We start from the raw sequence: 24,786 nt of genomic DNA on the forward strand, positions 1-24,786 counted from the left end.
GCGCGAAACAGCACAAGCACCGGATAGCCTGGACGACCGGGGCTCCCTTCATCCCGCAAATGGCCGATCAGCTTCTCGAACCGGTACCACTTGACCAGGCCAGCCAACCGATCCAGCGCCGCATTGGCGCCGGCGCCCTTCGGCATCAGCGCTTCCACAAAGCTCGGCTGTCCTGTCCGCTTCACCGCCATCGTCATTCCCCCAAGGCTTTGCCCTAGGGAATCACAACTGGCGAATTACGCAACAGGCCCACGAGGGGAGAAGGGAAGAGGCCGCAAATCTTGAATTACTTTCAGTTCGCCATTTCCCCGTTTGTAAAGCGGCGCGCGACTCTTCATAATCCTCACGCGTTCCGTGCTTAGCGCTTTGCCAAGAGGCCGATCATGCCAGCGTTCGTGACTTTCGGGCGAATCCTGTTCGCCGTTCTGTTCATCTACACGGGCGCGACCAAGCTCTTTGCCATTCAGGCGACCGCCGACTTCATCGCCACCAAGGTCGTGGTGCCCGACATCGTCGCGCCCTACGCCAAGCAGGTGGAGACGGCCACCGCCATGACCACGCCGCAGCTGCTGGCGATCGCCGTCGGCGCGCTCGAGATCATCGCGGGGCTGATGATCGCACTGAATTTCGGCGCGCGGTTCTTCGCGATGCTGCTGATCATCTACGTCGCGGTCGCGACCGTGCTGTTCGACGATTTCTGGAACCAGGCGCCGCCCGACAACGCGAAGATGGTGGTCGACGCGCTGAAGAACCTCTCGATCATCGGCGCCTTGTTCATGATCATGGGATACGGCCGCACCACGCGTCCGGCCGAAGCGGCGTACGGGGACGTCTGAGGGCCTACGTTCGGCGCCAGGGTGTCACGGTCACCTCATGCGCCGCATCGAGCAAATACGGTGTGCCCGGCTTCAGGCCGTGCGACGCCAGCACCTGCTGCGGCGTCCGTGCCGGCACGCCGACGAAACAGCCTTCGCCGCCGGGCAGGCGCACATGGGGGGCTTCCGACAGCCAGAACGTATCGTAGCGGCCCATGAACATCTCGAACACGGCTGGGCCGCCGATGATGGCGACCATGCCGGAGGCGACATCGGCAAAGGCACAGGCCTCCTCGAAGCTCGCCTGTTCCGGATTCCACAGCGTCGCGTTCGGCATCTCCGGATCGACGGTGAGCGCCTTGATCTTGCGGGTCAGGATCAGCCGCTTGCGCTTCGGCGAGTTCGGCTGCTGCTCGTGCGAGTGGCGGCCATGCACGGTCAGCGCGGCGCGATCGAGAGCCTGCTCGAAGAACAGCTTGTCGCCGTCGAACTTCAGACTGTCGGGCATGACGTGGCCGGCGTCGGCGAGCATGCCGTCCGCTGAGACGATGACGTAGCCTTCGATACGGAAAGACAATGGCCGTCTATTCGGAAACGGTCGTCACCACGGAATTGACCGGGCGCTGGCTCACGGTCGGCAGCTTGGCGTCCTTGAGCAGCTCCTGGTCGTATTCGGGCAGCGACGAGGCCGGGAATTTGGCGCGCATCGCCACCACCTTGTAGCCGCCGGCCTTCAGGCGCTTGAGCAGCTCGGGCAGGGCTTCCGCAGTGTGCTTCTGGAAGTCGTGCATGAGGATGATGCCCTTGCCCTTGGTGTCGAGCTTCTTCATCACGGTCTCGACCACCTTCTCGGGCTTTGAAGCCTTGAAGTCGAAGGAGTCGATATCGCAGGAGAAGATCGCGGTGTTGCGGTTGCCGAGATAGGTGACCATCTCCGGCGGATGCTGAAGCGCCGGGAAGCGGAAGAACGGCGAGGGCGAGATGCCGCCGAGCGCCCACTTCACCGCGGACAGGCCCTTCTCGATCTCTTCCTTGCGCTGCGCTTCGGTGAGCTTCTTGTTGTTGAGATTGGCGTGCGACCAGGTGTGAGTGCCGACGGTGTGGCCGGCGTTGTAGACCTGCTTCAGGATCTCCGGCTCATAGGTCGCGTGCTTGCCGATCGAGAAGAAGATGCCGGTGGTGCATTCGTCGGCGAGCGCCTTCAGCACGGCGGGCGTGTTCTTCGGCCAGGGGCCATCGTCGAAGGTCAGCACCACCTCCTTGTCGCGCAGGAAGTCGAGGTCCTTGAAGTGCTCGAAGCCGAAGCCGGGACCGCCCGTGGTGTCGATCTCGACGGTGCGGGCGACACCGAGCGCGCCCGGCGTGTTGCAGGCCGCGCGGGCCGGCTGCGGCGCCTGCTTGGGCGGAGGCGGATTGACGAAGCCTGCCGGCGCGGCGGCTGCCGCGGGAGCTGCTGGCGGAGCCGCAGCAGGCGCGGCCGCGGCCGGCGTCGCCGCGGGTGCGGCTTGCGTCGCAGCCGCGGGCTTTGCGGCCGGGGTCTGCGACCATGCTGCGCCGGTCATCGCAACCGACATTGCGCTTGCCAAAATCAGTCCTGCCGCCACACGCATGGTGTTGTCCTCGAGATTGATCCCGTTGTTCCGCCGCGGCTTTTTCGCCGCGAGCAAAACCCATCCTGCCCCAAACGATCCTAGCCTAGATGGTGGGCTATCGCCATTGCAACGGCTGTTTGGCATCCCGCCACAATTGTGCCCAGCCGGATTGGGACGCCGCGGGTCAACTGTCGGCCAGCGTCCTGGCAATCGCCGTCTTGATCCGCGTGTCAGCGGGTTCGACCGCGGACGGAAAGACCTCGGCGATATAACCGTCGCGGCTGATCAGGTATTTGTGGAAGTTCCAGCGCGGAACTTCCCGCGGCCGTGCGTCGGCGGCCCATTTGTAGAAGGGATGCGCCTTCGCGCCGACGACGTTCGCCTTGGCCGCGACCGGGAAGGTAACACCATATTGGTGGTGCGCGGTCTCCGTGATCTCGCTAGTGCCGCCCGGCTCCTGGCCGCCGAAATCGTTGGAGGGCACGCCGATCACGGTGAGCCCGCGCGCGCGAAACTCGTTCCAGATCTCCTGCAGGCCGGAATATTGCGGCGTGTAGCCACAGAGCGAGGCGGTGTTGACCATCAGCAGTGGCTTGCCGGTGAAAGCGGCAAGGCGGATGTCGTCACCGGACAAAGCGGGGAAGGAGAAGGCATAGGCCGAGATCCGGCTCATGCCGCCATCGGCGAGCGCGCGTGTTGCCGGCGCGAGCATGCCTGCAAGCGCCGCGGTGAGCATGGTTCTGCGATTCATCATGACGGCGTCCCCCGAAATGATCCGGGCCGCATGTTACTCTGCCGGTGCGACCTGCCTCGTCAACACCGCGTTATCGGGGCGCCGTGAAACAGGTCAGTACAGGCGGACGATGAAATCGGTGCCTTCGCCGGTCTCGCCCTGGTTGATGCCCTGGTCCGAGATGATGATCGAGCCGCCTGATGTCAGCATCTCGTTGATCTTCGCCATGGTGTCGGCGGGGATCGAGATGCGGTCGAGGGCCGCGGCCGGGCTGTCCGGCGTGACCACGGGCTTGGCAGGCACAGGCTTGGCGGCGACGGGGATCACCGCAGCGCCACCCTTGCGGCGCGTGAGGCGGCTGTCGTCCTCGCGGGCCGCGGAACGGGCGGAGACCGGCAGCGACACCACCGACCAACGCAGCGCATTGGAATCGGTCTTGTCGAGCTCGGCGGTGAATATGTGCGTGCCGAGCGGACGGTCGCTCGTGGCGATCGTGACCGGGACCTCGAACAGCGGCGCAAAATTCTGCCGCACGTAGAGCTTGGAATCCTTGCGGCTGATGAAGACGGCGATCTGGCCGGCCCGCTTGGGCGCTTCCGGCCTGGCGGCCGGCGCCGGTTCGGCAACGCGGCCGTCATCCTTCTTCGCGTCGGGCGAGGCGGCGAGCGCAGCTGCAGTGGCCGGCGCATCGGGTGTCTTCGCGGAGTCCGCGGCTTCCGTCTTGACCGGCTCGGTCTTGATAGCTTCGACCTTGTCGGCAGCCGGCTTGTCGTCGCTAGCCGGCTTGGCGGCTTCCTCCGATTGAGGCTTGGCCGCGTCGGATGCCTCGGCCGTCTTGGTCTTGTCGGCCGGTACGGCGGCTTCCTCGCGGGCTGACGCATTGCCCGTGGTCACATCCGACATCACGACGTGTCCGACGGACGTGCGCAGCTCGAGCACACTGTCGGCGCTGGCAGTTTTGGTTTCGGCTTTGGTCAGCGCGGCGCCCTTGTCGGCCTTGTCGCCGACATTGGTCTGCGGCTCGAGGCTGGCCGCAGGCTGCGGCGGCACGCGCACGGAGGCGAGCAGGGGATGGGAGAAGCTGTGCGGCGTCATCTCGCCGGGCGCGACGATGACGCGCGCGCCCATCCTGGTCCAGTTCCACATCTTCACCGCGAACGCCATCGGCATCCGGATGCAGCCATGCGAAGCCGGATAGCCCGGCAGCACGCCGGCATGCATGGCAACGCCGGACCAGGTGATCCGCTGCATGTACGGCATCGGCGCGCCGCTATAGATGTTGGAGTGGTGGAATTTGTGCTTCTGGATGACGCTGAACACACCCATCGGCGTCGAATGGCCCTTCATGCCTGTCGACACCGGAGATTCCGCGAACACGCCCTTGGTGTCGTAGACCGTGACCTTCTGCCGGTCGATCGAGACGACGATGACCAGCGGCCCTTGTGGCTTGGTCCCGGCTTCCTTCCCGGCGACAGCTTCCTTCTTGACCGCAGCGCCGCGCTTCTGCGGCTTCTGGCGCGGTATTTCGGGATGCCGGTCGGGCCGGGCGTAATAGGACCCGTCGGAATAATCCGTCCAATAATAATATGCTGCGTCTGCCTGGCTGGTCGCGCCGATCACACCCGCCGCCGTCAAAATGGCGACCTGCCACAGTCGCGCCGGCTTGGCAGAAAAACCCGACCCGTTCACGCTGTTCATCCTCGAATCCATAATCCAAATCAGACGTTAGTCTCGCAGAGGGGATACGCGTTCACCAGCAAGGCGGTTCTGCCATCAGCTACATTTGTCCAAGCCGTAGCAAAAAAGCCTCACGGAGCGGTAAACGGCGGCCGCGCCCGTCTGTCCGTCGTCTTCCTGAGCGGCTGCCACATGCCTACATTGTGGCGACTTGTTACCGGAGAACTTCATGTCATCTCGTTTCCTCGGTCTTTCCAGCATCCACTTGAAAGGCTTTGCTTTCTTCCTCCTGGCCCTGGTCGTGCCGGCGGCGTCCGTTTCGGCCGCCGACGAGCCCGATCTGATCTTTCGCCGGTCCACCGTGTTCAAATGGATGAGCCCGAACGACAAGCTTGCGACCTATGGTCTCGACGATCCCGAAGTCGAGGGCGTCGCCTGTCATTTCACCGTGCCGGAAAAGGGCGGCTTCAAGGGCTGGCTGGGCCTTGCCGAGGAGGTCTCGGATATCTCACTGGCGTGCCGCCAGGTCGGCCCGATCAAGTTCAAGAGCAAGATGGAGCAGGGCGACGACATGTTCCGCCAGCGCCGCTCGCTGTTTTTCAAGAAGATGCAGATCGTGCGCGGCTGTGACACCAAGCGCAACGTGCTGGTCTACATGGTCTATTCGGACAGGCTGATCGAGGGCTCGCCGAAGAACTCGACCTCGACCGTGCCGATCATGCCGTGGGGACCGGCGGACGCAAATGTCCAGAAGTGCGGCGAGTTCTTCACTCAGTGACGCGCTTGCGTTCACTCCGTGACGCGTCAGCGTTTCACTCAGCGCGACTGGCCCGCGGTTTGACAAGGTGCGAGCCGGTCAGCCGCACGAACGCTTGTGGCGCGGCTTCAAAGCCGCGGCCAGACTGCAACGACATTGCGCCGGCTGCGGCGACGCGATTCGACTGTTGATCTCCGCGGTCCGTCCGTTGGTCCGCCTCGCGCGGCATTGCGCGATCTTGCGCCGCCATAATGGCCATCCCTCAAGTGAACGCGCCCGGTGATCCGGGCGTCCTGGCTTCGATGGCTTGGGTCGCAGCCGATGTGACCTCGGTTCGACCCAGCCCTCGTTTGCCGCTCCATTCAGCAGAAAAACGTAAAATGCGTGTGAAGCAGGTGAGGCGGGAGCATGACGGCGGTAGCGTCCGGTGTGTTCGCGCACCGCAAACGGAACTTGGCAGGCGACTTTGAGCTGCGGCGAGACCTACCTGAAATGATTGGTCTTTTTGGAGAATTGTGTCGTCGTCCCGGATCGGACGAAACAATTCTCACGCAAGATGAAACCATTTTGCGGTTTTGGCGCATCACGCGCGAAACCGCCCATGGTTATCAGCTTCACAACGACGAACGGCGCACCGCCGGCCACGAATTCGGAGACAAGACCATGCGCGCGCTGAGCTTCATCCTTGCCTTCGGTTTCGTGATCGCCGGCTCTTCGTTCGCGGGCGCGCCGGACGGTAATCTCCCCGGTGTCGGCACCTTCCAGTACAGCGGTTCGCCGATCACCCCCACGACGTCGCAGTCGATCGTGGTTGCCGCGCGCTTCTAATCGATAACAAGAAAATCAGCCGATAAAGGCCATCATGATCGTTCGATTTTGCGCCGCTGCCTTCGTGTCCGTTCTGACGATCAATGCCGCCCAGGCGCAGGTGCGTGCGCCATCAAGGTTACCGGATCCCCGCACTGAGTTCGTGCGCCAATGTGCGCCGCGGATGCTCGGGCGGTGGGAACATCCCGAGGAAGTCTGCGGCTGCCTGCACGATCATGCCGCCGCGGCTGTCGAGGACCGCGATCTGCGCGAAGCGCTGTTGCGTGGCATCAGCGAGACCGGCGTGCCCACCATCGAGACCGACTGGGTGCCGGCGTCCAAGCAGGGCGAGATCGGCCCGACCTTCACCAAGATCGCCAAGCCGACCTTGCAGTGCATGTTCGATCCGGCCAAGCAGTAACTATTTCGTCTTCGGACCGTAGCGCGGCACGCAGGCGGCGGTGCGCGCGACGCCCTTGTCGGTCATCTTTGTTCCGCGGACTTCCTTGACCTGTCCGGCGGGACAGGTTCCGTCATCCACCTGCACGCGCTGGCCCAGCTTGAGATCGGTAATGTCCTGCTCGCGTCCGACCGTGACGGCGTGCGCCGTCGTCACGAGCGCGGCGGAGATCAGGAGCGAGAGGCAAGCTGCACGGCGGAAAAGCATGGTGAAAGATCCCGGCATTGATACCACAATGTAAGGACGGGCTCGCGATTCTGATAGTGAACCTTTGTCAGGGCCGCCGGGCCGATCTCTTCCTCGTGCGCAGCGCGGCGCGCGATTCCCGCGCGAGCCGTTCGGCGGAGGCGACGAGCTGTGGAACCGCATGGCCGGAAAATCCCAGCACGAAGCCGGGCAGAGGGCGCGCGCGCGAATAGGTGTCGGCCAATAGCCAGCCTTCCGCGCCGGCCGCCTGCTTGGCCCGCGCTGCCACCGCCAGGTCGACCGAGGGATCGAACCGGGCGACGAGATGCAGGCCTTGCGATGGCACCGGTACCGATAGCGCGCCATCGGATGCGGCTTCCAGCGTTTCGGCCAGCACATCGCGGGCGTCGCGATAGAGTTTTCGCACGCGCTTGAGGTTTGCGGCGAACGCGCCCGAGTTGAGCATGTCGGCCACCGCGCCTTCCATCAGCGTGCCGGGGAATCGGTCGAGCGCCGCGCGCGCAGCCGTCACGTCCTCGATCAGGCGTTCAGGCAGGGCGCAATAGCCGATGCGCAGGCCGGGAAACAGCGTCTTGGCGAACGTGCCGAGGTAGATCACGCGCTGGAGGCGATCGATGCCGGCGAGCGACATCAGCGGTGCGCCGTCATAGCGAAACTCGCTGTCGTAATCGTCCTCCAGCACGAAAGCTCCGGCCTGCTTGGCCCAGTCCAGAAGCTCGAGCCGCCGCGGCATAGACATCTGCACGCCCAGCGGAAACTGGTGCGACGGCGTGACATAGGCCGCGCGCGCGTTGGGGCCGGCAGAGCGTCCCTTGGCGACCTGCATCCCGTGCTCGTCGACCGGAACAGGCACGGCGCGATAGCCGCAATGCGCGATGGTTTTTCGCGCGGCGGGGTAGCCAGGGTCCTCGCACCAGACCTGGTCGTTCGGCTTCAGGATCGCGCTCAGCACGATGCGCAGCGCATGCAGCGTGCCTGATGTGAGCATGATCTGATCGGGGTCGCAGCGCAGGCCTCGCGCCGACAACAGGTGATCGGCGATTGCCGCGCGCAGCTCGCGGCTGCCGCGGGGATCGCCATAATGCAAATGCTCGGGCCCGAAGGCGCGCATGCGCCGGCCGACGAAGGCGCGAAAACGCTGCAGCGCCCGCTCGTCGATATGGGTGCAGCCGAGCGCGAACGCGCCTTGCCCCGGCGTTTCGACAATGACCTTCGGCTTGTTCGGCTCGGCCGTGCGCGCAGGAATGCGCGCGGCGACGAACGTTCCGGAGCCGACGGTCGCCTCGGCGAAGCCGTCGGTGATCAGGCGCTCATAGGCGATGACGATAGCGTTGCGCCGAAAGCCGGTCTGCTTGGCCAGCGTGCGCGACGGCGGCAGCGGCTCGCCGGGCTTGACGAGGCCGGAGACGATCATCTCGCACAGCGCCTGGTAGAGCCGGTGTGCGGCGGAGGCGCCTGGCGTGACATGCGGTCCGGTGAGGTCGAGCGGCAGTTCGGCCTTTGTCGGCAAGGAAGGCTTGGCCGGTGCGGGGAGAGAATTGGTCGGAATATTTCGCATGGAATTGGAACTATCGCAGACCAAATGCGCCGCTACAACTGCTTCCAGATTTCTTCCAATCCGAGCAGGAGCGGCCGTGAGCCAGACCGAGACCTCGAATTCCTATCCGACCTCAGTGCGCAACCAGGTGAAGCGCCGGCACGACCGCGGCTTCTACGACCACGCCACGGTTCATCGCATCCTGGATTCCTCGATGCTGTGCCACGTCTCCTACGTGATCGACGGCCAGCCCTATTGCACACCGACGTTCTTCTGGCGCGAGGGCACGAAGCTGTACTGGCACGGATCGAGCGCGAGCCGGATGCTGCGCAGCCAGACCAAAGGCGAGCGCGTGTGTCTCACGGTCGCCCATCTCGACAGCCTCGTGCTGGCGCGCTGTGGCTTCAATCACTCCGCCGATTACCGTGCGGTGATGGCGTTCGGCACCGCCTATCTCGTCACCGACCCCGAGGAGAAGGAGCGTGCGGTGATCGCGATGGTCGACCGCTTCTTCCCGGACCGCACGGCGACTCTGAGGGCCAGCAATACGCAGGAGATCAAGGCGACGTCCTTCATTGCGATGGAGATCGAGGAAGCCTCGGCCAAGGTCCGCGCCAAGGGTGTTGCTGACGACGACGAGGACTATGCGCTGCCGATCTATGCCGAGCGCATCCCGGTGCGCACCGTGCTCGGCGCGCCGGAGCCATGCCCGCGCCTGCTCGACGGCGTCAACCGGCCTGCGACGCTGAATGGCTATTCGGAGGGCCGCCTGCTCGAAGATGCATTGCGGGATGCTTATTTTGTGGAGTACCCGAACGGCTGAAATCGGCTAGCTTGCGCGCTCCTTGGGAACCATTGGAATGCCGGGAGTTGCCTGATGAATGCCGAAACGCAGCAGAGGATTCTTGACGCCGTCGATGCCGGCTTCGAGGCCCAGCTCGCCACCACACGCGATTTTGTCGCAATCCCTTCGACTCGCGGGGCGGAGGGGCCGTGCCAGGACATGATCGGCGACCTCCTGCGCGCGCGCGGCTACGAGGTCGACGACTGGCACATCGATGTCGACGACCTCAAGGATCTGCGCGGCTTCGGTCCGATCGAGCACGACTTCTCCAAGGCGCGTTCGGTGGTGGGCACCTACCGTCCGCAAACGAATGGCGGCAAATCGCTGATCCTGCAGGGCCACTGCGACGTGGTGCCCGCCGGCCCCCTGGAACTGTGGGACACGCCGCCGTTCTCGCCCGTCATCAAGGACGGCAAGATGTTCGGCCGCGGAGCCTGCGACATGAAGTCGGGCACCATCGGCGCGCTCTATGCGCTCGATGCGATCAAGGCCGCTGGTCTTAAGCCGACGGCACGGATCCACTTCCAGTCAGTGATCGAGGAGGAGAGCACTGGCGTTGGTGCGCTGTCGACGCTGCAGCGCGGCTATCGCGCGGACGCCTGCTTCATTCCGGAGCCGACCGGCGGCAAGATGGTGCGCTCGCAGGTCGGCGTGATCTGGTTTCGCCTGCGGGTGAAGGGGCACCCGACCCATGTCGCCTTTGCCGGCTCCGGCGCGAACGCGATCATGGCCGCCTATCATTTGATCCAGGCGCTGCAAAAGCTCGAGATCGAGTGGAACGAGCGGGCCAAGGCTGACAGGCACTTCAAGACGCTGAACCATCCCATCAACTTCAACCCCGGCATCATCAAGGGTGGTGATTGGGCCTCCAGCGTGCCGGCCTGGTGCGATGTCGATTGCCGGATCGCGGTGCTGCCGGGCTGGTCGATTGCCGATCACCAGAAGGAGATCACGGCCTGCGTCGCCGCTGCCGCGCGCAACCACCGCTTCCTCGCCAATAATCCGCCGGAGATTGAATGGTCGGGCTTCCTGTCGGAGGGCTATGAGCTGACCGACGCGGCGGCACCGGAAGCCGCGTTCGGCAAGGCGTTCGGCAAAGTCTACGGCGGCACGCCTGAGGATCTGGTCTTCACCGCGCTCACCGACACCCGATTTTATGGCCTCAACCACGGCATCCCCAGCCTGTGCTTTGGCGCCAGCGGCGGCGAGATGCACGGCTTCAACGAATATGTCGAGCTGGAGTCGCTGAAGAAGACCACCAAGGCGATGGCGTTGTTCATCGCGGAATGGTGCGGGGTGGAGAAGGGGTAGCGAACGAGATCTCGTAGGGTGGGCAAAGGCGCACTTGCGCCGTGCCCACCAGTTTTCCCCGACATGATAAAGATCGTGGGCACGCTCCGCTTTGCCCACCCTACGGCGTCTCGGCTGGAGCGCGATCTGCCCGAAACACTGACTCTCAAATCCTTTAAGCTTAAAAGAAAGACTAGGCTGCCGGGCCTCCCGGTGGCAGACTGGCGTCCGGTTTGGTGGACGAGTCCGTGGGAGCGACAATGCGCGATTGGGATGATGCTTACGCCAATTCGGCCCATATCCCCGGCTCGGACAAGATGCCTGGACAATGGGCGGAGCGGGCGGCGGCTTACCGCGCCGGGCTGAAGAACTTTCGCGCCGACATCGCCTATGGGGCCGGCGAGCGTCAGCGCCTCGACCTGATCCTGCCCGACGGCGACAGCAAGGGCCTCGTCGTCTTTGTCCACGGCGGCTACTGGATGCGCTTCGACAAATCGACCTGGACCGATCTCGCCGCAGGCGCGCGCCACCATGGCTGGGCGGTGGCGTTGCCGAGCTACACGCTGACGCCGGCCGCACGGATCTGCGACATCACCACCGAGATCGCTGCGGCGATCGCCAAGGCGGCCTCGCTCGTCCCCGGGCCGATCCGGCTCGCCGGCCACTCCGCTGGCGGCCATCTCGTCACGCGCATGCTGTGCGACGACAGCCGGCTGGAGCCTGTTGTCTATAACCGCATCGCCGGCACGCTCTCGATCAGCGGCCTGCATGATTTGCGTCCGCTGCTCAAGACGAAGATGAACGAGACGCTGCGCATGACGATGGAGGAGGCGACGCTCGAAAGCGCGGCCCTGCATCTGCCACGCGGGCATTCACCCGTCACCGCCTGGGTCGGCGGCAGCGAGCGGCCGGAATTCATCCGCCAGTCCGATCTGATGGCCAATGTCTGGACCGGCTTCGACGTGCCGACCCGGCTCGTCGTCGATCCCGGGCTGAACCATTTTACCGTGATCGACGGACTGAAGGATCCGTCATCGCCGATCACCGCGCGCCTGATCGGGCTCGACTGAGCAAAGCCGGGGAAGATCGATCGAAAGGGCCTGTCCATGACGTCCAGCGATTACGATCCCACGAGAGAAGGCGCCGAGACCGATTTCGCCCGGCGGATGTCGTACGGCGACTACCTGGCGCTGGATGCGATCCTGGGCGCGCAGCATCCGTTGTCGGAAGCGCATGACGAGATGCTGTTCATCATCCAGCATCAGACCACGGAGCTGTGGATGCGCCTGGCCATCCACGAACTGAGCGCCGCACGCCGTGCCATCGCCGGAGACGAGGTGCAGCCCGCCATGAAGATGCTGGCGCGGATGTCGCGGATCTTCGAGCAGCTCAACAACGCCTGGGACGTTCTGCGCACGATGACGCCGAGCGAGTATACGCGCTTCCGCTCGCAGTTCGGACAGTCCTCCGGTTTCCAGTCGCGCCAATACCGGCTGATCGAATTCCTGCTCGGCAACCGCAACCACGCCATGCTCAAGCCGCACGCGCACGACGTGGAGACGACGAAACTGCTGGAAGCCGAGCTTGCGACCCCAAGCCTCTATGACGAAGTGCTCAGGCTCGCCGACCGCAACGGGCTGAAGATGCCGGCGGCGGTGCTCGCGCGCGATGTTCGCGAGACCCACAGCTTCAACGAAGGCGTGCTGCAGGCGTGGCGCGTCGTCTACGAGGCGCCGGAGACGCATTGGATGCTCTACGAGCTCGCCGAGAAGCTGGTCGATTTCGAGGATTACTTCCGCCGCTGGCGCTTCAACCACGTGACGACGGTCGAGCGCGTCATCGGCTTCAAGCGCGGCACCGGCGGCACTGGGGGCGTCAGCTATCTCAAGCGCATGCTGGAGGTCGAGCTATTCTCCGAACTCTGGCGCGTCCGCACCATTCTGTAGAAATGCCCAAAGAAATGTCTATGACCAGATATCGCGTCTATGACGACACCAAGGCGCTGTTCCATCTGCCTGACGGCGTGATCTATCTCGATGGCAATTCGCTCGGCGCGCTGCCGGCGGGCGTGGCCGAGCGCGTCAACCGCGTCATCACGACCGAGTGGGGCAATGAGTTGATCCGGGCCTGGAACACCGCCGGCTGGTACGCCCAGCCGCGCCACGTCGGCGATCGCATCGCGCGGCTGATCGGCGCGGAAGCCGGCTCGGTGATGGTGGGTGATACGTTGTCACTCAAGGTCTATCAGGCCCTTGCCGCCGCGCTCGACATGAACGCGTCCCGCAAGGTCGTCCTGTCCGACACCGGCAATTTCCCGACCGACCTCTACATGGCCGAAGGCCTGATCGCCACGCTCGGGCGCGGCCATCAATTGCGCCTGGTGGCGCCGGAGGAGATCGACGCCGCACTCTCGGAGGAGGTCGCGGTGCTCTACATCACAGAGGTCGATTACCGCACCGGCCGGCGTCACGACATGGCGAAGCTCACCGCAAAGGCGCATGCGCTCGGCATCGTCACGGTCTGGGATCTCGCGCATTCCGCCGGCGCGCTGCCGGTCGATCTTGCCGGCTGCGGCGCCGATTTCGCGGCGGGGTGCACCTACAAATATCTCAACGCCGGCCCAGGCGCGCCAGCGTTCCTCTACGTCGCCCCGCGCCATGCCGACAGCGCGCGCGCCGCGCTGTCGGGTTGGATGGGCCACGCAAAGCCGTTCGCATTCGAGCTTGGCTATGCGGCCGCAGGTGGCGTCGAGCGTATGCGCGTCGGGACACCGCCGGTGCTGGCAATGGCGGCGCTGGAGGCCTCGCTCGACATCTGGGATCGCGTCGAAATGGCAGAGGTCCGTGCGCGTTCGTTGGCGCTCGGTGACTTGCTGATCGCCAAAGTCGAGCGCCGCTGTCCGTCTCTGAAGCTCGTTACCCCGCTCGGCCATGAGCGCCGCGGCTCGCAAGTTTCCTTCGCCTTCGATGGCGGCTACGCAGCGATGCAAGCCCTGATCGCCCGCGGCGTCATCGGCGACTTCCGCGCGCCTGACATCATGCGGTTCGGGATTACGCCGCTGTACATTGGCGAGAGCGAGATCGTCCGGGCGGCCGCGATCATCGAGGAGGTGATCGCGGGCGAGATCTGGCGGCGGCCGGAATATCAGGTGGTGAATGCGGTGACGTGAAAATCCATGCCGCCTTCTATCACCGTCACCCTGAGGTGCGAGCCTGTCGGCGCGAAGCGTCCCATGCCTCGCACCTCGGGGTAGGCAGTTTCGAGTCCTGTCCCCACAACGTCGTCACGATCGCTTCAAGCCCATCCGTGAGTGCGGCCGGTCCAGGCTGGAGGATGATCGGCGACTTGATCTCGACGATGCGGTTGTTCCGGACGGCCGGAATTTCACTCCAACCCTCACGCTGCTTGATGCGGGCCGGCACGACCTTCTTGCCGCACCATGATGCGAGAATGACATCGGGCGCGGTCTTGCGTACTGCCTCCGCCGAGACGATGCGATCCTTCGCGGCCTGCCGATGGCGCAGCTCCGGAAACACATCCTCACCACCGGCGATCTCGATCAACTCGGACACCCAGCCGATCCCGGAGATCAGCGGGTCATCCCATTCCTCGAAATAAACTCTCGGCCGCGGCGAGGGGCGGGGTGTCGCGGCAATCGCGGCCAAGCGCCGCTCAAGACCTTGCGCAAGTTCCGCCGCGCGTTCCGTCGCGCCGACCAGCGCGCCGAGCGCCCGGATCATCGCAAGAATCCCGGCGATGTCGCGCTGGTTGAAGACGTGGACGTCGATGCCCTCGCGGACCAGATCGGCGACGATGCCGGCCTGGAGATCGGAGAAGGCCAGCACGAGGTCCGGTTCCAGCGTCAGAATTTTCGGGATGTCCGCGGAGACAAAGGCTGACACCCGTGGCTTCTCGCGCCGCACCTGCGGCGGACGAACCGCGTAGCCGGAGACGCCGACGATGCGGTCCTGCTCGCCAAGCAGGTAGAGCGTTTCGACCGTCTCTTCGGTCAGGCAGACGATGCGGCGGGGCGGGAAGTGGCGCATGGCGTTTCATATGCGCAAATGCGGGGGCGATGTCACGGCCGCCATTACCTCCGACGTCATTGCTTTGCCGCCCGAAGCAATTCACGCTGGGACAACAATCGATTGGGAGGACTTTTGATGACGCCGCTCGAGAAACTTAAAGCGATGAAGATGCCGTTCGCCGAGCTCAAGGGCGTCGAGTTCGTCGAGGCCGGGAAGGACCGCGTGGTGGCGCGGATGATGGTCCGCCCCGATCTCTGCACGCTGCACCACACTATCCATGGCGGCGCGGTGATGGCACTGGCCGATTCCGTCGGTGCGGCCGCGACCGTGATCAATCTGCCTGAAGACGCCAAGGGCACGACCACGCTGGAGAGCAAGACCAATTTCATCGGCGGGGCCAAGGAGGGAACCACGGTGATTGCCACGGCGACCCCGGTCCATCGGGGCCGAAAGACCCAGGTCTGGACCACGCGGCTGGAAACCGAGGATGGCAAGCTAGTGGCGGTGGTGACCCAGACTCAGCTGGTTCTGTAAGACTACGGCGCCTTGATTTTGTTAACGAATTAGTTGTTCCCGATGCCGCTAAGTTAGGCAGGTTCCCTCCTTGAAAAGAATGGTGCGATGCACAATATAGGGGGCCTAGGGATTCGAAACGCCTCCTCGAGGGACACCAAGAGGAGTTTTGACGTGGTACTTGAAGACACCGTTCGCGCGCCGTCCGTTCCGGGCTATGTGCGGACCTTGAGCCAGCAGGAAGAATTGCCGCTCCTGCGCGATCATCTGCTCAGACTCGATGCCGGAAGCCGGCACGACCGTTTCAACGGCTTTCTCGACGACTCATTTATCGAGCGTTACGCCGCCCGCTGCGCCGAGGACGGCACCGTGATCGTCGCCTATATCGTCGACGGCGTGGTCCGTGGTGCTGCCGAGCTGCATCCGCCGGAAGATGGTTCGCTGCCTGAAGTTGCCTTCAGTGTGGAAGCCTCCGCGCGCCGCCAGGGCGTCGGCACGGTCTTGTTCAGCCGCCTGATCGCTGAAGCGCGCTGGAAAGGCTATAAGAGCCTGCGCATCACCACGGGCGCCGAGAATCACGCCATGCGGGCGCTCGCCAGGAAGTTCGGCGCGCATCTGGCTTTCCGTCACGGCGAATCGACTGGCACTATCGACCTCGCCAAGACGCCTGAGGCCGAACTTGCCGATCTCGCGGCCTCGCCGTTCAGGGCCGGCCGCGCTTTGCTCAGCCTCAACTCGACCTGCTGGAAGATCATCTCCAGCATGTACGACAACCGCGCCGCCTGACCTCAAATAGCGGATTGAATCAAAAAGCGGACCGGCGTGGCCGGTCCGCTTTCGTATTCTGGGGGCGCGAAATGAACGCTCAGGTGCCGGTGCGCTTGTCGTTGCCGAAACGGCGGACGACGCGGCGTTCGACCACAACGGAGCGCTGTGCGCCCTGTTCGCCGGCGATCACGCGGGTGGCGGTGATGCGGCTATTGGTGCGCGCCTGCTTCTTCACTTCGGCCTGCACGACATCGAGCGGCATCCCCATCAAGGCTGCGGCGATCTCGGCCTGCTGCTCATGATCGTCGGTAATGCCGATGGCGGCGAAGATCGCCTCGTCCAGGGTGGGCGGATCGTGACGGACGCGCCGCGTGCCATATTTGGTATTCCAGTCTGCGCTCATAACGGCCTCGTTTTGATGCCGGGATACCTAGTGCCCCAAATGTTGCATTGCAATATGCAATTGGTATGGCATCTCAGCTATGCACCGGTCGGGTGTCAGGGCGGTGACGCGACACCGGCATCGATCTCGATCCGTTGTTGCGGCCAGCGCTTCAGGGCGGCATGTCCGGCCTCGGTGAGCCCGTAGATTCCCCGGTCGGCCCGTTCGAACCAGCCATACACGTTGTTAAGCAAGATCTTGCCGGCGTCAGGGCAGCGCTCGCGCAATTCGCGCACGGGCCGCGGCCCGTCGGCGAGCGCTGAGGCGCAGGCCAGAGCCTGCTGCCGATAGGCCGTCATGATCGGGGCGCGCGTGCTGCCGCCGAGCACGGGATCGCCCTGGCGGCGCTGGTGTTCGGCAACGAGGCGCGACCGCACCTTCGGCTCGCGGCGCGGCGCCGCGGTCGGCGGCTTCACCAGCACCTCGACCTGGCCGCGGTCGGTCACGCCGAGCATGCCGAAGCCGAGACGGCGGCAGAGATTGCGATAGCGCGCGTCGCTCTCGCGCCCCTTGCCCCGGATCGACATCTTGGCCGCGATCCAGACCTCGTCGCCGGCCGGCGCGCGGTCGACCGCCTGTAGGATCAGCTCGAGATTGAAGGCGAGCTTGAGCTCGCCGATCACCACCACGGGCGGATCGCCGGCGCTGAGGCCCACGAGATCGCAGCCGCCGATCTCGCCCTTCACGGTGAAGCCGAGCTCTTCGAGGAAGCGTTTGACGGGCAGGTAGAGCGTAGTTTCCAAGGGGACGTCCGGTCGGAGAATCAGTTGCGGGCAGTCTAGAGCGTTCTGGGGTCCGATTGAATCAGAGCTCCCGCGCAGGAGGATCCGAACGCAACGCGTTTACACCCGTCCTCCGACCGGGATCAGCGCGCCGGTGATGCCGCTGGCCGCGTCGCCGGCCAGGAACAGGATGACCTCGGCGAGTTCCCGCGGCGTCACCCATTTGGAGAAATCCGCCTTCGGCATATCGGCGCGGTTGGCGGCGGTGTCGATGATCGACGGCAGCACGGCATTCACCGTGACCTTGCCTTTCCACTCGCTGGCCAGCGATTCGGTAAGCCGATGCACACCCGCTTTCGAGGCCGCATAGGGCCCCATGCCGGAGCCTGCCTGGAGCGCGCCCATGGCGCCGATATTGACGATGCGGCCGGCCCTGGACGCTGCGAGATGCGGCAGCGCCGCGCGCGAGGTGTTGAGCGCGGTGAGGACGTTCAGTGCGTACATGCGCTGCCAGGTCTTGACGTCGCCATCGCCCACGGTTTCGAAGGCGAAGCCGCCGGCGATGTTGATCAGCGCATCGAGCCGGCCGAAATGCTTGGCCGCCGCGTCAACCGCCGTCTTCGCCTGGGCCGTGTCGGAGAGGTCGACGCCGCCGATCTCGATGCTCTCGGGCGTTGCGGGAATCTGCGATGGAGCGTGATCGATGCCGGCCACGCGCGCGCCGCGCGATCGTGCGATCTCCGCAACCACCTTGCCGAGCGCGCCGAGTGCGCCTGTCACGATCAGGATCCTGTCTTGCATCATCACTCTCCGGGCGCTGCGGCCTATGCTTGCAGATAGCGCGCCTGCAGCGCGGCTCGCTCCGCCGTGCCAAGCTTGAGGGCGTCGCGCAGATAGGTTTCGAGATCGCCATATTCACTGCCGATGGCTTCGAATGCAGCGGCAAGGTACGAGGCTTCGACGCTGCCGATGGCATTGCGTACGTCCTCCGGCAGGTCGAAGGCGGCCGTCGCATCGCGCTTGTAATGCTGGTTGGTGAGCAGGTAGTCCTCGGCGATGATTTCATCGGGTACGCCGAGCGCATGCAGGATCAGCGCGCTGGCAAAGCCGGTGCGGTCCTTGCCCGCCGTGCAGTGAATCACCAGCGGCGCGCGATCTTCGAGGAGATGGCCGAACAGGTTGCGAAAGCTGTTCGTGTGGTAGCGAACGTAGTTGCGATAGGATTCGCGCATGAGCTCCAGCGCGACCGGTGCCGTCAGCGTGCCGCTCGCGAGTTCAGTCCGCAGCGCAGCCACGACGCTCGGCTCGATCGGCAGCGAATGCACCGTGATCTCGCTGACAACGCAGACGCCGGCCGCGCGCTCCTCAACCCCACGGAAATCGAAAGCGCTCCGCACCCCCAGCGCCCTGACGATCTCGATATCGGCAGCGGTGAGCTGGCCGAGATGGTTGGAGCGGAAGATGTGCCGCCAGCGCGTGGTGCGGCCATCGATGGTCGGGTAGCCGCCGAGATCGCGAAAATTGCTGGCGCCTTGCAAGGCGAGGTGACGGGCGGGGGAATCGGACATGGGATCGGCTTCGGTTATGGTTCCATTGGACGCACGAGGGGCGTCCTTGAAAGCTATTACAGGGGGCGATCATGGGCCGGCACAAGGCCATTCTTTTGACGACCGCCATGCTGGCGGCTGGAATGACCAGTGCGCGGCAGACTGAAGCCCAGACGTTCCAGACCTATCGCTGCGCCGATGGTACTCAGTTCATCGTTGCATTTTATGACGCCGACAAGCGGGCCTTTCTCCAGATCGACGGCGAGCCGGTCACGCTCGCCAAGCGGCTGTCGGTCGCCGGAAAACGCTATTCGGGCGCGGGTATCACGCTGACCATCGGCAAGACCGGGGCCACCACGGTCAAGCATCTGAAGCGGCCGGTGACGGCCTGCGCGGTGATCTGAACGGCGTAGTTCACCCGAGAATCAAAAAGGGCCGAAACATCGCTGTTTCGACCCTTTTCGAACGGCCGCCGGGCGCCTGCGAGCGCGCGGCGGTTTCAAACCAACCACAGGCATCAGCGATCCCATTTCGGCTTGGCGTCGTCGACCGCCTCTTGGTGGTACCAGCTGTCGCTGCAGATCGAGACATTCGCAGGAAGCGAAGCGTGATCGGCAGGAAGGCGGGTCTCGCCATAGCGGCGTCCCGCGAGAGCCGCGCGGCCCCCGACCGGGAATTGGTAGATCGTTGCCGATCCGTGACTCAGACCATTGTTCATCATTGCGATTTCTCCTTGGTCGAAGCGCCTTGGCCTCCATGGTGCGCCCGACTCGTTCGATTGTGGTTACTGGAATCCCCATATCGGCCGCGCGTCCCGAATTGCAAAGTGCTGAAAACGAAATCAGTTTCCGCCCAATTTGTAGGCATGTGGCCTACTGCATCCCCTAAGGCATGGTGTCGGTGGCTAACGGCTGGGCCATTCCAAAGGTTGCTAGGCAGGGGCGTGAAGCTTTGCGAAAATTGCTGGACGTTGATGCGCGTTTCATCGGCAACCTCCGGCGCGGGCCGGCCTGCTTCAGAATCGGGCGTTTTTCGCGGGATTTTTGCGGTGCAGCTACACGCAATGGTGCGCCGCTATGACGCACGACGCCGTCGACATCGCGTGGACACCGGGCAGGGGACAGCCGCGGTGGAGAACCTCCCGCGCTGCGGCCTTTTGGCACGTTAAATGCTTGTAAGGGGCCGGCCGATGATGGCCGGGTACAAAACGTTCGGGGGCCGCCAGGCCCCCAACCTTTCGCATCATCTACAGAGAGGCTCAATGACCAAGTATAAGCTCGAGTACATCTGGCTCGACGGATATACGCCGACTCCGAACCTGCGCGGCAAAACTCAGATCAAGGAATTCGCGTCGTTCCCGACGCTCGAGCAGCTTCCGCTCTGGGGCTTCGATGGCTCCTCCACCCAGCAGGCCGAAGGCCACAGCTCCGATTGCGTGCTGAAGCCGGTCGCCGTCTTCCCGGACGCTGCGCGCACCAACGGCGTGCTCGTGATGTGCGAAGTCATGATGCCCGATGGCAAGACCCCGCACGCCTCCAACAAGCGCGCCACCATTCTCGACGATGCCGGCGCCTGGTTCGGCTTCGAGCAGGAATACTTCTTCTACAAGGACGGCCGTCCGCTTGGCTTCCCGACCTCGGGTTATCCGGCGCCGCAGGGCCCGTACTACACCGGCGTCGGCTTTTCGAACGTCGGCGACGTCGCCCGCAAGATCGTCGAAGAGCATCTCGACCTCTGCCTGGCTGCCGGCATCAACCATGAAGGCATCAACGCGGAAGTCGCCAAGGGCCAGTGGGAATTCCAGATCTTCGGCAAGGGCTCCAAGACCGCCGCTGACCAGATGTGGATGGCCCGCTATCTGATGCTGCGCCTCACCGAGAAGTACGGCATCGACATCGAATTCCACTGCAAGCCGCTCGGCGACACCGACTGGAACGGCTCCGGCATGCACGCCAACTTCTCGACCGAGTACATGCGCACGGTCGGCGGCAAGGAGTATTTCGAGGCCCTGATGGCCGCCTTCGACAAGAACCTGATGGACCACATCGCCGTCTACGGCCCGGACAACGACAAGCGTCTGACCGGCAAGCACGAGACCGCGCCGTGGAACAAGTTCAGCTACGGCGTTGCCGACCGCGGCGCTTCGATCCGCGTGCCGCACTCCTTCGTCAACAACGGCTACAAGGGCTATCTGGAAGACCGTCGTCCGAATTCGCAAGGCGACCCATACCAGATCGCTTCGCAGATCCTGAAGACGATCGCCTCCGTGCCGGCCGACAAGAAGGCCGCAGCCTAAGATCCTCCCGGCCCGGGCTGGGGGGCTGGCCCGGGTTGGCTTTCAATCCGCCGGAGCTGAAAGGCGCCGGCGGATTTTTAGCATCTTGATGACAGCCATTCCCGTGATGCAGCAGGGTTGCGTTGCGTGAAGCCTGTCCATGTCGGCCCAAAGCGGGATAGAGTGCCCGCAGGATGCGCGCAGGGCCGGGGACGGCTGGTGTTTGAAGGCTTCTACAAGGTGAAATTTCAGCTCGGCGACGCCGTCGGCCGGAGCGTGATGCATGCCGGCAACGGCAAGATGCTCGGCGGCAATTCGGCCTTCGCCCATATCGGCACCTACGAGAAGACCGCCAGCGGCGTCGACGTCGTGATCAACACCGTCCGCCATAACCCCGATCCGAACTATCGCGCCATGGCGGGCACCGATGATGCGACCTTGCTCGCCAAGGGCTGGGCGGATGGCGACCTCTATCGCTTCAAGGGCGAACTGAAGGAGTTGCCCGGCATTCCCTTCCAGTCGGTGATGACGCCGATCACGGAAGACGAGGTGCCGATCGCCGGCGGCATCGGCGAAGCCGGCATCGCCGACGGCCTCTACTCCATCCATCTGCGCATGCTCGATGGTCTCGATGGCGGCCTCACCGGCGTGATGCTGCTGAACCGGGGCCGCATCCTCGGCGGCGATGCGGCATTCTACTATCTCGGCAGCTACACCGCCGCGAACGGGCGCTGGAAGGGCCAGATTCTCAACCAGGAGCACACGCCGGCCAAGGACGACCCGATCTTCGGCGGCCACGAGGTCGGTATCGGCTTCTCGGGCCGCTACGACGCGGAAGAGGCGGTACTGGAGGCGACCGCGCTTGCTGGCAAGCGCAGCCTGCGCCTAACTGCGGCGCTCAAGCTGATGCATCGCGCCTGATCGCGACGGAAATCGCTCATGGAAAACCTTCGCATGCTCTCGACGCTCGGCCTGATGGGCGCGATGCGCAGCCTGTCGTCCGCGTATGAGGCTGCAACCGGCGTCCGTATCGACGCCGACTTCGCGCCGACCCTCGCTTTGCTGAAGCGCCTGCGCGACGGCGAGGCCGCCGATCTCGTGATCCTCACGCGCGAAGGGCTGGACGAGGTGATCGCGGAGGGCCGCGTGCTCGCCGGGAGCGCGGCCGTTCTGGCGCGCTCCTATGTCGGCATTGCCGTGCGGGCAGGGCAGGCGCATCCCGATATCGGAAGCGAAGCGGCGCTGCGCAGGACGCTGCTCGCAGCGCGGTCCATCGCCTATTCGCGGCTGGGCGCGAGCGGTGTCTACTTCGCCCAGCTGATCGTGCGGATGGGGATCGCAGCCGAGATCAACGCCAAGGCGACCATCGTCGAGCAGGGGTTTACGGCAGAGCGTCTCGTCAGCGGCGAGGCCGACCTCGCTGTGCAGCAGATCAGCGAGCTGAAGCAGGTTAGCGGCATCGAGGTGGTTGGTCCGATCCCGCACGAGCTGCAGACACCGGCGGTGTTCTCCGCCGGCCGCATGGCAGGGGCGAAGCATGCCGAGGCCGCGGACCGGCTGCTGCGCTATCTGGCATCGCCCGAGGTCGTACCCGTCCTGCGCCAATCGGGACTCGAGCCTTGAATTTGCCGGGGCGGGGACGCAACGTGATGACCATGCGGACTTGTCTCCTTGCCATCGTCCTGGTGCTTGCCGCGCCCTTGGCGGCGCGCGCGCAATCGGCCGATCTCGTGTTGTGCGACCGGGTCGCGGCCGATCCCAGCGACCCCGACAAGCCGGCTGACGTGAGGGGCGTCGCGGAGGTCGCTGCCTCCGACGTCGCGACGGCGATCAGGTTCTGCAAGCAGGCCGCGCCGTCCTCGCGCCGCGCGATGTTCGCGCTCGGCCGCGCCTACGCCGCCAACCGGCAGATGGCGGAGGCGATCGCTGTCTGGCGCAGGGCCGCCGACAAGGGATCGAGCGCGGCCATGGTCGAGCTCGGTGTTGCCTATGGCACCGGCTCCGGCATCGCCAAGGACGAGGCGCAGGCGCGAAAACTGTTCGAGAAGGCGGCGCAATCAGGCAATCCCCGTGGCGTCAGCAACCTCGCTGCGCTCGGCGGCGCAGGTGGCGCCGCGCCGGCCGATCCCGCGCAGGCGCGCGCGCTGCTCGGCAAGGCTGCCGAGACCAATGCGGAGGCGCAGTACCAGCTCGGCCTGATGCTCTCCGAAGGCACGGGCGGCGCGAAGGACGACGTCGCGGCGCGTGGGCTGTTCGAGAAGGCGGCGGCGCAAAACCATCCCGGCGCGCTGGAGCGGATGGGGGCCTTCGCGGAAGGCGGCCGCGGCGGCGCAAGGGACAAGGACGCCGCCAAGGCCTATTACGAGCGCGCCACAGCGCTCGGCGACGAGGACGCCAAGAAGGCGCTGGAGCGGCTGCGCTGCCCCTATGCGATCAAGGACAAGCAGGGCAAGCTCGTCACCACGCTGTGCTTCTGAGCAGAGCCGCACGCGACGGAACCTCAACCGCGTGGACGCCGTTGATCTCAAGACACAACGGAGCGCGATCATGATCCGCAAACTGGCATCCGGCGAATACCGCCTCTATTCACGCAAGGTGAATCCGAAGACCGGCAAGCGTCGTAACCTCGGGACCTTCCGGAGCCGCGCGGCCGCCGAGAAACACGAGCGCGAGGTGCAGTATTTCAAACGTCACTGACGCCTGATGAGCCCAGCGGCAAACAAGAAACGCGAAAACAACCCCATGCACAGTAGCCAAGCCTTTGAAATAACAGATCAATGAAATCGTTCGCTTGCGGATTAAGCGAAATGATGATTGACCCGTCGGGCAAATCGGGGGCATGGTGGCATCGCGGTCGCGGAGGTTCCGCAAGGCCCTGCGCGGAAAAGCCGGATGGCCGAGCGGCGGCGGCAATGCTAGGTAGCCCGCGATTCTTTTCCGCTTTTACGGGTTCATTGCGTTGCTGGACGGACTCTACAAGGTTGAATACGGCGTCAACGATGCGTTCGGGCGCAGCATCATGTGCCTGCATGACGGCAAGATGCTGGGCGGCAATTCGGCGTTCGCGCATCTCGGCACCTATGCCGAGCGCGATGGCGAGATCATCGCCGAGGTGATCACCGAACGGCATAACGACGATCCCCATTACAAGCCGCTGATGGGCGCCGACGTCGCCAGGATCGGCGCACGCGGCCGGCTGCACGGCAACCAGATCCGTCTTACGGGCGGCGCGGACACCATGCCGGGCGCCGGTTTCTGGGCCAACCTGACGCGGCTCGATGACGGGGCGCTGCCGCCACGCGGCACGATCGGGCAGGGCGGCATCGCCAACGGGCTTTACGGGATGGGTCTGCGCGCGCTCGACGGCGTCGATGCTGGGCTCTCCGGCGTGATGCTGCTGATCGACGGCCGCATCCTCGGCGGCGATGCGTTCTTCTACTATCTCGGCTCTTACTCTTCGGCAGACGGCCGCTGGAAGGGAGAGATGCTCAACCAGGAGCACACGCCGGCCAAAGGCGAGAACCCCGTGTTCGGCGGCTATGAGGTCGGGATCGGCTTCTCCGGGACCTGCAACGAGGACAGCGGTGAGCTCGAAGGCATCGCACTCGCCGGCAAGCGCAGTCTGCGCCTTGCGGCCTCGCTGAGGCTGATGAGAAGGGCTTAAGGACTAGTGCTCGCAAGGGCGGAGTCCGGTTGCTGCGCTGAAGCAGCCCTCACGCGTCGGCCCGGCGAGCTCAGCAAGTCACCCGGACCGGAAGCTGACCGAGTTCGT

The 24,786-nt window shown here is 64.6% G+C and carries 30 protein-coding genes and 1 pseudogene; 18 read left to right on the plus strand and 13 right to left on the minus strand.

Annotated elements, in window-relative coordinates; genetic code table 11:
• Positions 1 to 191, minus strand: a pseudogene (locus GGD65_RS00005) (IS5/IS1182 family transposase); the annotation flags it as partial.
• A gap of 192 nt (positions 192 to 383) precedes the next feature.
• On the opposite strand from GGD65_RS00005, the gene GGD65_RS00010 reads away from it, so the two are divergent.
• The gene (locus GGD65_RS00010) at positions 384 to 836 is read left to right on the plus strand and encodes a DoxX family protein (protein WP_018317505.1); all 453 of its coding nucleotides are present in this window, start codon (positions 384 to 386) and stop codon (positions 834 to 836) included.
• 4 nt (positions 837 to 840) lie between these two features.
• Here the strand turns inward: GGD65_RS00010 and GGD65_RS00015 are convergent, their stop codons facing one another.
• From GGD65_RS00015 to GGD65_RS00030, 4 genes are all read right to left on the minus strand, one after another.
• Positions 841 to 1,392 (minus strand): dihydrofolate reductase, encoded by a 552-nt coding sequence (locus GGD65_RS00015; protein WP_018317504.1) that lies wholly within the window; start codon positions 1,390 to 1,392, stop codon positions 841 to 843.
• 7 nt (positions 1,393 to 1,399) lie between these two features.
• Positions 1,400 to 2,425 (minus strand): polysaccharide deacetylase family protein, encoded by a 1,026-nt coding sequence (locus tag GGD65_RS00020; RefSeq protein ID WP_183234079.1) that lies wholly within the window; start codon positions 2,423 to 2,425, stop codon positions 1,400 to 1,402.
• 166 nt (positions 2,426 to 2,591) lie between these two features.
• A complete protein-coding gene (locus GGD65_RS00025) occupies positions 2,592 to 3,161 on the minus strand; it encodes a glutathione peroxidase (protein WP_183234080.1) in 570 nt (189 codons plus the stop codon).
• A 93-nt stretch (positions 3,162 to 3,254) separates the two neighbouring features.
• Positions 3,255 to 4,838, minus strand: coding sequence for a L,D-transpeptidase (locus tag GGD65_RS00030; RefSeq protein WP_183234081.1), 1,584 nt, complete (start codon positions 4,836 to 4,838; stop codon positions 3,255 to 3,257).
• Positions 4,839 to 5,046: 208 nt separating this feature from the next.
• On the opposite strand from GGD65_RS00030, the gene GGD65_RS00035 reads away from it, so the two are divergent.
• The 3 genes from GGD65_RS00035 to GGD65_RS00045 all read left to right on the plus strand — a co-directional run bounded on the left by GGD65_RS00035 (position 5,047) and on the right by GGD65_RS00045 (position 6,802).
• Positions 5,047 to 5,595 carry a CreA family protein gene (locus GGD65_RS00035; protein ID WP_179730672.1) on the plus strand — a complete coding sequence of 183 codons (549 nt, stop codon included), beginning with the start codon at positions 5,047 to 5,049 and terminating at the stop codon, positions 5,593 to 5,595.
• 387 nt (positions 5,596 to 5,982) lie between these two features.
• A complete protein-coding gene (locus tag GGD65_RS00040) occupies positions 5,983 to 6,402 on the plus strand; it encodes a hypothetical protein (RefSeq protein ID WP_179730455.1) in 420 nt (139 codons plus the stop codon).
• 34 nt (positions 6,403 to 6,436) lie between these two features.
• Complete coding sequence (locus GGD65_RS00045) at positions 6,437 to 6,802, plus strand: hypothetical protein (protein WP_018317498.1); 366 nt, start codon at positions 6,437 to 6,439, stop codon at positions 6,800 to 6,802.
• On the opposite strand, the gene GGD65_RS00050 is transcribed toward GGD65_RS00045, so the two are convergent.
• Positions 6,803 to 7,048 carry a DUF6719 family protein gene (locus tag GGD65_RS00050; protein ID WP_018317497.1) on the minus strand — a complete coding sequence of 82 codons (246 nt, stop codon included), beginning with the start codon at positions 7,046 to 7,048 and terminating at the stop codon, positions 6,803 to 6,805.
• Between the two features lie 67 nt (positions 7,049 to 7,115).
• On the minus strand, positions 7,116 to 8,606 hold the full coding sequence (locus tag GGD65_RS00055; RefSeq protein WP_183234082.1) for a PLP-dependent aminotransferase family protein: 1,491 nt from the start codon (positions 8,604 to 8,606) through the stop codon (positions 7,116 to 7,118).
• Between the two features lie 76 nt (positions 8,607 to 8,682).
• On the opposite strand from GGD65_RS00055, the gene GGD65_RS00060 reads away from it, so the two are divergent.
• The 5 genes from GGD65_RS00060 (at position 8,683) to kynU (ending at position 13,888) form a co-directional block, all read left to right on the plus strand.
• Positions 8,683 to 9,408 carry a pyridoxamine 5'-phosphate oxidase family protein gene (locus GGD65_RS00060; RefSeq protein ID WP_183234083.1) on the plus strand — a complete coding sequence of 242 codons (726 nt, stop codon included), beginning with the start codon at positions 8,683 to 8,685 and terminating at the stop codon, positions 9,406 to 9,408.
• Positions 9,409 to 9,462: 54 nt separating this feature from the next.
• Complete coding sequence (locus GGD65_RS00065) at positions 9,463 to 10,740, plus strand: ArgE/DapE family deacylase (RefSeq protein ID WP_092262999.1); 1,278 nt, start codon at positions 9,463 to 9,465, stop codon at positions 10,738 to 10,740.
• A gap of 239 nt (positions 10,741 to 10,979) precedes the next feature.
• Positions 10,980 to 11,789, plus strand: coding sequence for an alpha/beta hydrolase (locus tag GGD65_RS00070; RefSeq protein WP_183234084.1), 810 nt, complete (start codon positions 10,980 to 10,982; stop codon positions 11,787 to 11,789).
• A 36-nt stretch (positions 11,790 to 11,825) separates the two neighbouring features.
• On the plus strand, positions 11,826 to 12,665 hold the full coding sequence (gene kynA / locus GGD65_RS00075; protein WP_183234085.1) for a tryptophan 2,3-dioxygenase: 840 nt from the start codon (positions 11,826 to 11,828) through the stop codon (positions 12,663 to 12,665).
• A gap of 20 nt (positions 12,666 to 12,685) precedes the next feature.
• Positions 12,686 to 13,888: a kynureninase gene (gene kynU, locus GGD65_RS00080; RefSeq protein WP_183234086.1), complete on the plus strand. Its 1,203-nt coding sequence runs from the start codon at positions 12,686 to 12,688 to the stop codon at positions 13,886 to 13,888.
• A gap of 25 nt (positions 13,889 to 13,913) precedes the next feature.
• Here kynU and GGD65_RS00085 read toward each other — a convergent pair whose 3' ends face one another.
• A complete protein-coding gene (locus GGD65_RS00085) occupies positions 13,914 to 14,765 on the minus strand; it encodes a cobalamin-binding protein (protein ID WP_183234087.1) in 852 nt (283 codons plus the stop codon).
• A gap of 117 nt (positions 14,766 to 14,882) precedes the next feature.
• On the opposite strand from GGD65_RS00085, the gene GGD65_RS00090 reads away from it, so the two are divergent.
• Positions 14,883 to 15,281, plus strand: coding sequence for a PaaI family thioesterase (locus tag GGD65_RS00090; protein WP_026201860.1), 399 nt, complete (start codon positions 14,883 to 14,885; stop codon positions 15,279 to 15,281).
• Between the two features lie 153 nt (positions 15,282 to 15,434).
• Complete coding sequence (locus GGD65_RS00095) at positions 15,435 to 16,046, plus strand: GNAT family N-acetyltransferase (protein WP_018317489.1); 612 nt, start codon at positions 15,435 to 15,437, stop codon at positions 16,044 to 16,046.
• Positions 16,047 to 16,125: 79 nt separating this feature from the next.
• On the opposite strand, the gene GGD65_RS00100 is transcribed toward GGD65_RS00095, so the two are convergent.
• The 4 genes from GGD65_RS00100 to GGD65_RS00115 form a co-directional block, all read right to left on the minus strand.
• Complete coding sequence (locus tag GGD65_RS00100) at positions 16,126 to 16,431, minus strand: hypothetical protein (protein ID WP_018317488.1); 306 nt, start codon at positions 16,429 to 16,431, stop codon at positions 16,126 to 16,128.
• Positions 16,432 to 16,526: 95 nt separating this feature from the next.
• Entirely contained in the window at positions 16,527 to 17,213 is a 687-nt protein-coding gene (locus GGD65_RS00105; RefSeq protein WP_092263010.1) for a DUF2161 domain-containing phosphodiesterase, read from the minus strand.
• Between the two features lie 99 nt (positions 17,214 to 17,312).
• Complete coding sequence (locus tag GGD65_RS00110; RefSeq protein ID WP_183234895.1) at positions 17,313 to 17,993, minus strand: SDR family oxidoreductase; 681 nt, start codon at positions 17,991 to 17,993, stop codon at positions 17,313 to 17,315.
• Between the two features lie 23 nt (positions 17,994 to 18,016).
• Positions 18,017 to 18,760: a tyrosine-protein phosphatase gene (locus tag GGD65_RS00115; protein ID WP_183232325.1), complete on the minus strand. Its 744-nt coding sequence runs from the start codon at positions 18,758 to 18,760 to the stop codon at positions 18,017 to 18,019.
• Positions 18,761 to 18,831: 71 nt separating this feature from the next.
• On the opposite strand from GGD65_RS00115, the gene GGD65_RS00120 reads away from it, so the two are divergent.
• Positions 18,832 to 19,143: an MliC family protein gene (locus GGD65_RS00120; protein ID WP_092263016.1), complete on the plus strand. Its 312-nt coding sequence runs from the start codon at positions 18,832 to 18,834 to the stop codon at positions 19,141 to 19,143.
• Between the two features lie 113 nt (positions 19,144 to 19,256).
• On the opposite strand, the gene GGD65_RS00125 is transcribed toward GGD65_RS00120, so the two are convergent.
• A complete protein-coding gene (locus GGD65_RS00125; protein WP_018317483.1) occupies positions 19,257 to 19,460 on the minus strand; it encodes a DUF2735 domain-containing protein in 204 nt (67 codons plus the stop codon).
• Positions 19,461 to 20,000: 540 nt separating this feature from the next.
• Here GGD65_RS00125 and GGD65_RS00130 point away from each other — a divergent pair.
• The 6 genes from GGD65_RS00130 (at position 20,001) to GGD65_RS00155 (ending at position 24,678) form a co-directional block, all read left to right on the plus strand.
• Positions 20,001 to 21,035 carry a glutamine synthetase beta-grasp domain-containing protein gene (locus tag GGD65_RS00130; protein WP_018317482.1) on the plus strand — a complete coding sequence of 345 codons (1,035 nt, stop codon included), beginning with the start codon at positions 20,001 to 20,003 and terminating at the stop codon, positions 21,033 to 21,035.
• Positions 21,036 to 21,233: 198 nt separating this feature from the next.
• Positions 21,234 to 21,935, plus strand: a complete 702-nt coding sequence (locus GGD65_RS00135; protein WP_183234897.1) for a GrlR family regulatory protein — start codon at positions 21,234 to 21,236, stop codon at positions 21,933 to 21,935.
• 18 nt (positions 21,936 to 21,953) lie between these two features.
• The gene (locus tag GGD65_RS00140; protein WP_183234088.1) at positions 21,954 to 22,637 is read left to right on the plus strand and encodes a substrate-binding domain-containing protein; all 684 of its coding nucleotides are present in this window, start codon (positions 21,954 to 21,956) and stop codon (positions 22,635 to 22,637) included.
• Positions 22,638 to 22,669: 32 nt separating this feature from the next.
• Positions 22,670 to 23,491 carry a tetratricopeptide repeat protein gene (locus tag GGD65_RS00145; RefSeq protein WP_183234899.1) on the plus strand — a complete coding sequence of 274 codons (822 nt, stop codon included), beginning with the start codon at positions 22,670 to 22,672 and terminating at the stop codon, positions 23,489 to 23,491.
• Positions 23,492 to 23,561: 70 nt separating this feature from the next.
• Positions 23,562 to 23,711: a hypothetical protein gene (locus GGD65_RS00150; RefSeq protein WP_007591825.1), complete on the plus strand. Its 150-nt coding sequence runs from the start codon at positions 23,562 to 23,564 to the stop codon at positions 23,709 to 23,711.
• A gap of 262 nt (positions 23,712 to 23,973) precedes the next feature.
• Positions 23,974 to 24,678 carry a hypothetical protein gene (locus GGD65_RS00155; protein WP_018317477.1) on the plus strand — a complete coding sequence of 235 codons (705 nt, stop codon included), beginning with the start codon at positions 23,974 to 23,976 and terminating at the stop codon, positions 24,676 to 24,678.
• The last annotated feature ends 108 nt before the right edge of the window (positions 24,679 to 24,786 follow it).

It is taken from the genome of Bradyrhizobium sp. CIR18, from assembly GCF_014198295.1.
Lineage (GTDB): Bacteria > Pseudomonadota > Alphaproteobacteria > Rhizobiales > Xanthobacteraceae > Bradyrhizobium.

Excerpts from the sequence above, each read along its gene's own strand:
- GGD65_RS00010 (WP_018317505.1), top strand. The coding sequence starts at position 384 with ATGCCAGCGTTCGTGACTTTCGGGCGAATCCTGTTCGCCGTTCTGTTC.
- GGD65_RS00020 (WP_183234079.1), bottom strand. The coding sequence starts at position 2,425 with ATGCGTGTGGCGGCAGGACTGATTTTGGCAAGCGCAATGTCGGTTGCG.
- GGD65_RS00025 (WP_183234080.1), bottom strand. The coding sequence starts at position 3,161 with ATGATGAATCGCAGAACCATGCTCACCGCGGCGCTTGCAGGCATGCTC.
- GGD65_RS00030 (WP_183234081.1), bottom strand. The coding sequence starts at position 4,838 with ATGAACAGCGTGAACGGGTCGGGTTTTTCTGCCAAGCCGGCGCGACTG.
- GGD65_RS00035 (WP_179730672.1), top strand. The coding sequence starts at position 5,047 with ATGTCATCTCGTTTCCTCGGTCTTTCCAGCATCCACTTGAAAGGCTTT.
- GGD65_RS00040 (WP_179730455.1), top strand. The coding sequence starts at position 5,983 with ATGACGGCGGTAGCGTCCGGTGTGTTCGCGCACCGCAAACGGAACTTG.
- GGD65_RS00045 (WP_018317498.1), top strand. The coding sequence starts at position 6,437 with ATGATCGTTCGATTTTGCGCCGCTGCCTTCGTGTCCGTTCTGACGATC.
- GGD65_RS00050 (WP_018317497.1), bottom strand. The coding sequence starts at position 7,048 with ATGCTTTTCCGCCGTGCAGCTTGCCTCTCGCTCCTGATCTCCGCCGCG.
- GGD65_RS00055 (WP_183234082.1), bottom strand. The coding sequence starts at position 8,606 with ATGCGAAATATTCCGACCAATTCTCTCCCCGCACCGGCCAAGCCTTCC.
- GGD65_RS00065 (WP_092262999.1), top strand. The coding sequence starts at position 9,463 with ATGAATGCCGAAACGCAGCAGAGGATTCTTGACGCCGTCGATGCCGGC.
- GGD65_RS00070 (WP_183234084.1), top strand. The coding sequence starts at position 10,980 with ATGCGCGATTGGGATGATGCTTACGCCAATTCGGCCCATATCCCCGGC.
- kynA (WP_183234085.1), top strand. The coding sequence starts at position 11,826 with ATGACGTCCAGCGATTACGATCCCACGAGAGAAGGCGCCGAGACCGAT.
- kynU (WP_183234086.1), top strand. The coding sequence starts at position 12,686 with ATGACCAGATATCGCGTCTATGACGACACCAAGGCGCTGTTCCATCTG.
- GGD65_RS00085 (WP_183234087.1), bottom strand. The coding sequence starts at position 14,765 with ATGCGCCACTTCCCGCCCCGCCGCATCGTCTGCCTGACCGAAGAGACG.
- GGD65_RS00090 (WP_026201860.1), top strand. The coding sequence starts at position 14,883 with ATGACGCCGCTCGAGAAACTTAAAGCGATGAAGATGCCGTTCGCCGAG.
- GGD65_RS00100 (WP_018317488.1), bottom strand. The coding sequence starts at position 16,431 with ATGAGCGCAGACTGGAATACCAAATATGGCACGCGGCGCGTCCGTCAC.
- GGD65_RS00110 (WP_183234895.1), bottom strand. The coding sequence starts at position 17,993 with ATGCAAGACAGGATCCTGATCGTGACAGGCGCACTCGGCGCGCTCGGC.
- GGD65_RS00115 (WP_183232325.1), bottom strand. The coding sequence starts at position 18,760 with ATGTCCGATTCCCCCGCCCGTCACCTCGCCTTGCAAGGCGCCAGCAAT.
- GGD65_RS00120 (WP_092263016.1), top strand. The coding sequence starts at position 18,832 with ATGGGCCGGCACAAGGCCATTCTTTTGACGACCGCCATGCTGGCGGCT.
- GGD65_RS00125 (WP_018317483.1), bottom strand. The coding sequence starts at position 19,460 with ATGATGAACAATGGTCTGAGTCACGGATCGGCAACGATCTACCAATTC.
- GGD65_RS00130 (WP_018317482.1), top strand. The coding sequence starts at position 20,001 with ATGACCAAGTATAAGCTCGAGTACATCTGGCTCGACGGATATACGCCG.
- GGD65_RS00140 (WP_183234088.1), top strand. The coding sequence starts at position 21,954 with ATGGAAAACCTTCGCATGCTCTCGACGCTCGGCCTGATGGGCGCGATG.
- GGD65_RS00145 (WP_183234899.1), top strand. The coding sequence starts at position 22,670 with ATGCGGACTTGTCTCCTTGCCATCGTCCTGGTGCTTGCCGCGCCCTTG.
- GGD65_RS00150 (WP_007591825.1), top strand. The coding sequence starts at position 23,562 with ATGATCCGCAAACTGGCATCCGGCGAATACCGCCTCTATTCACGCAAG.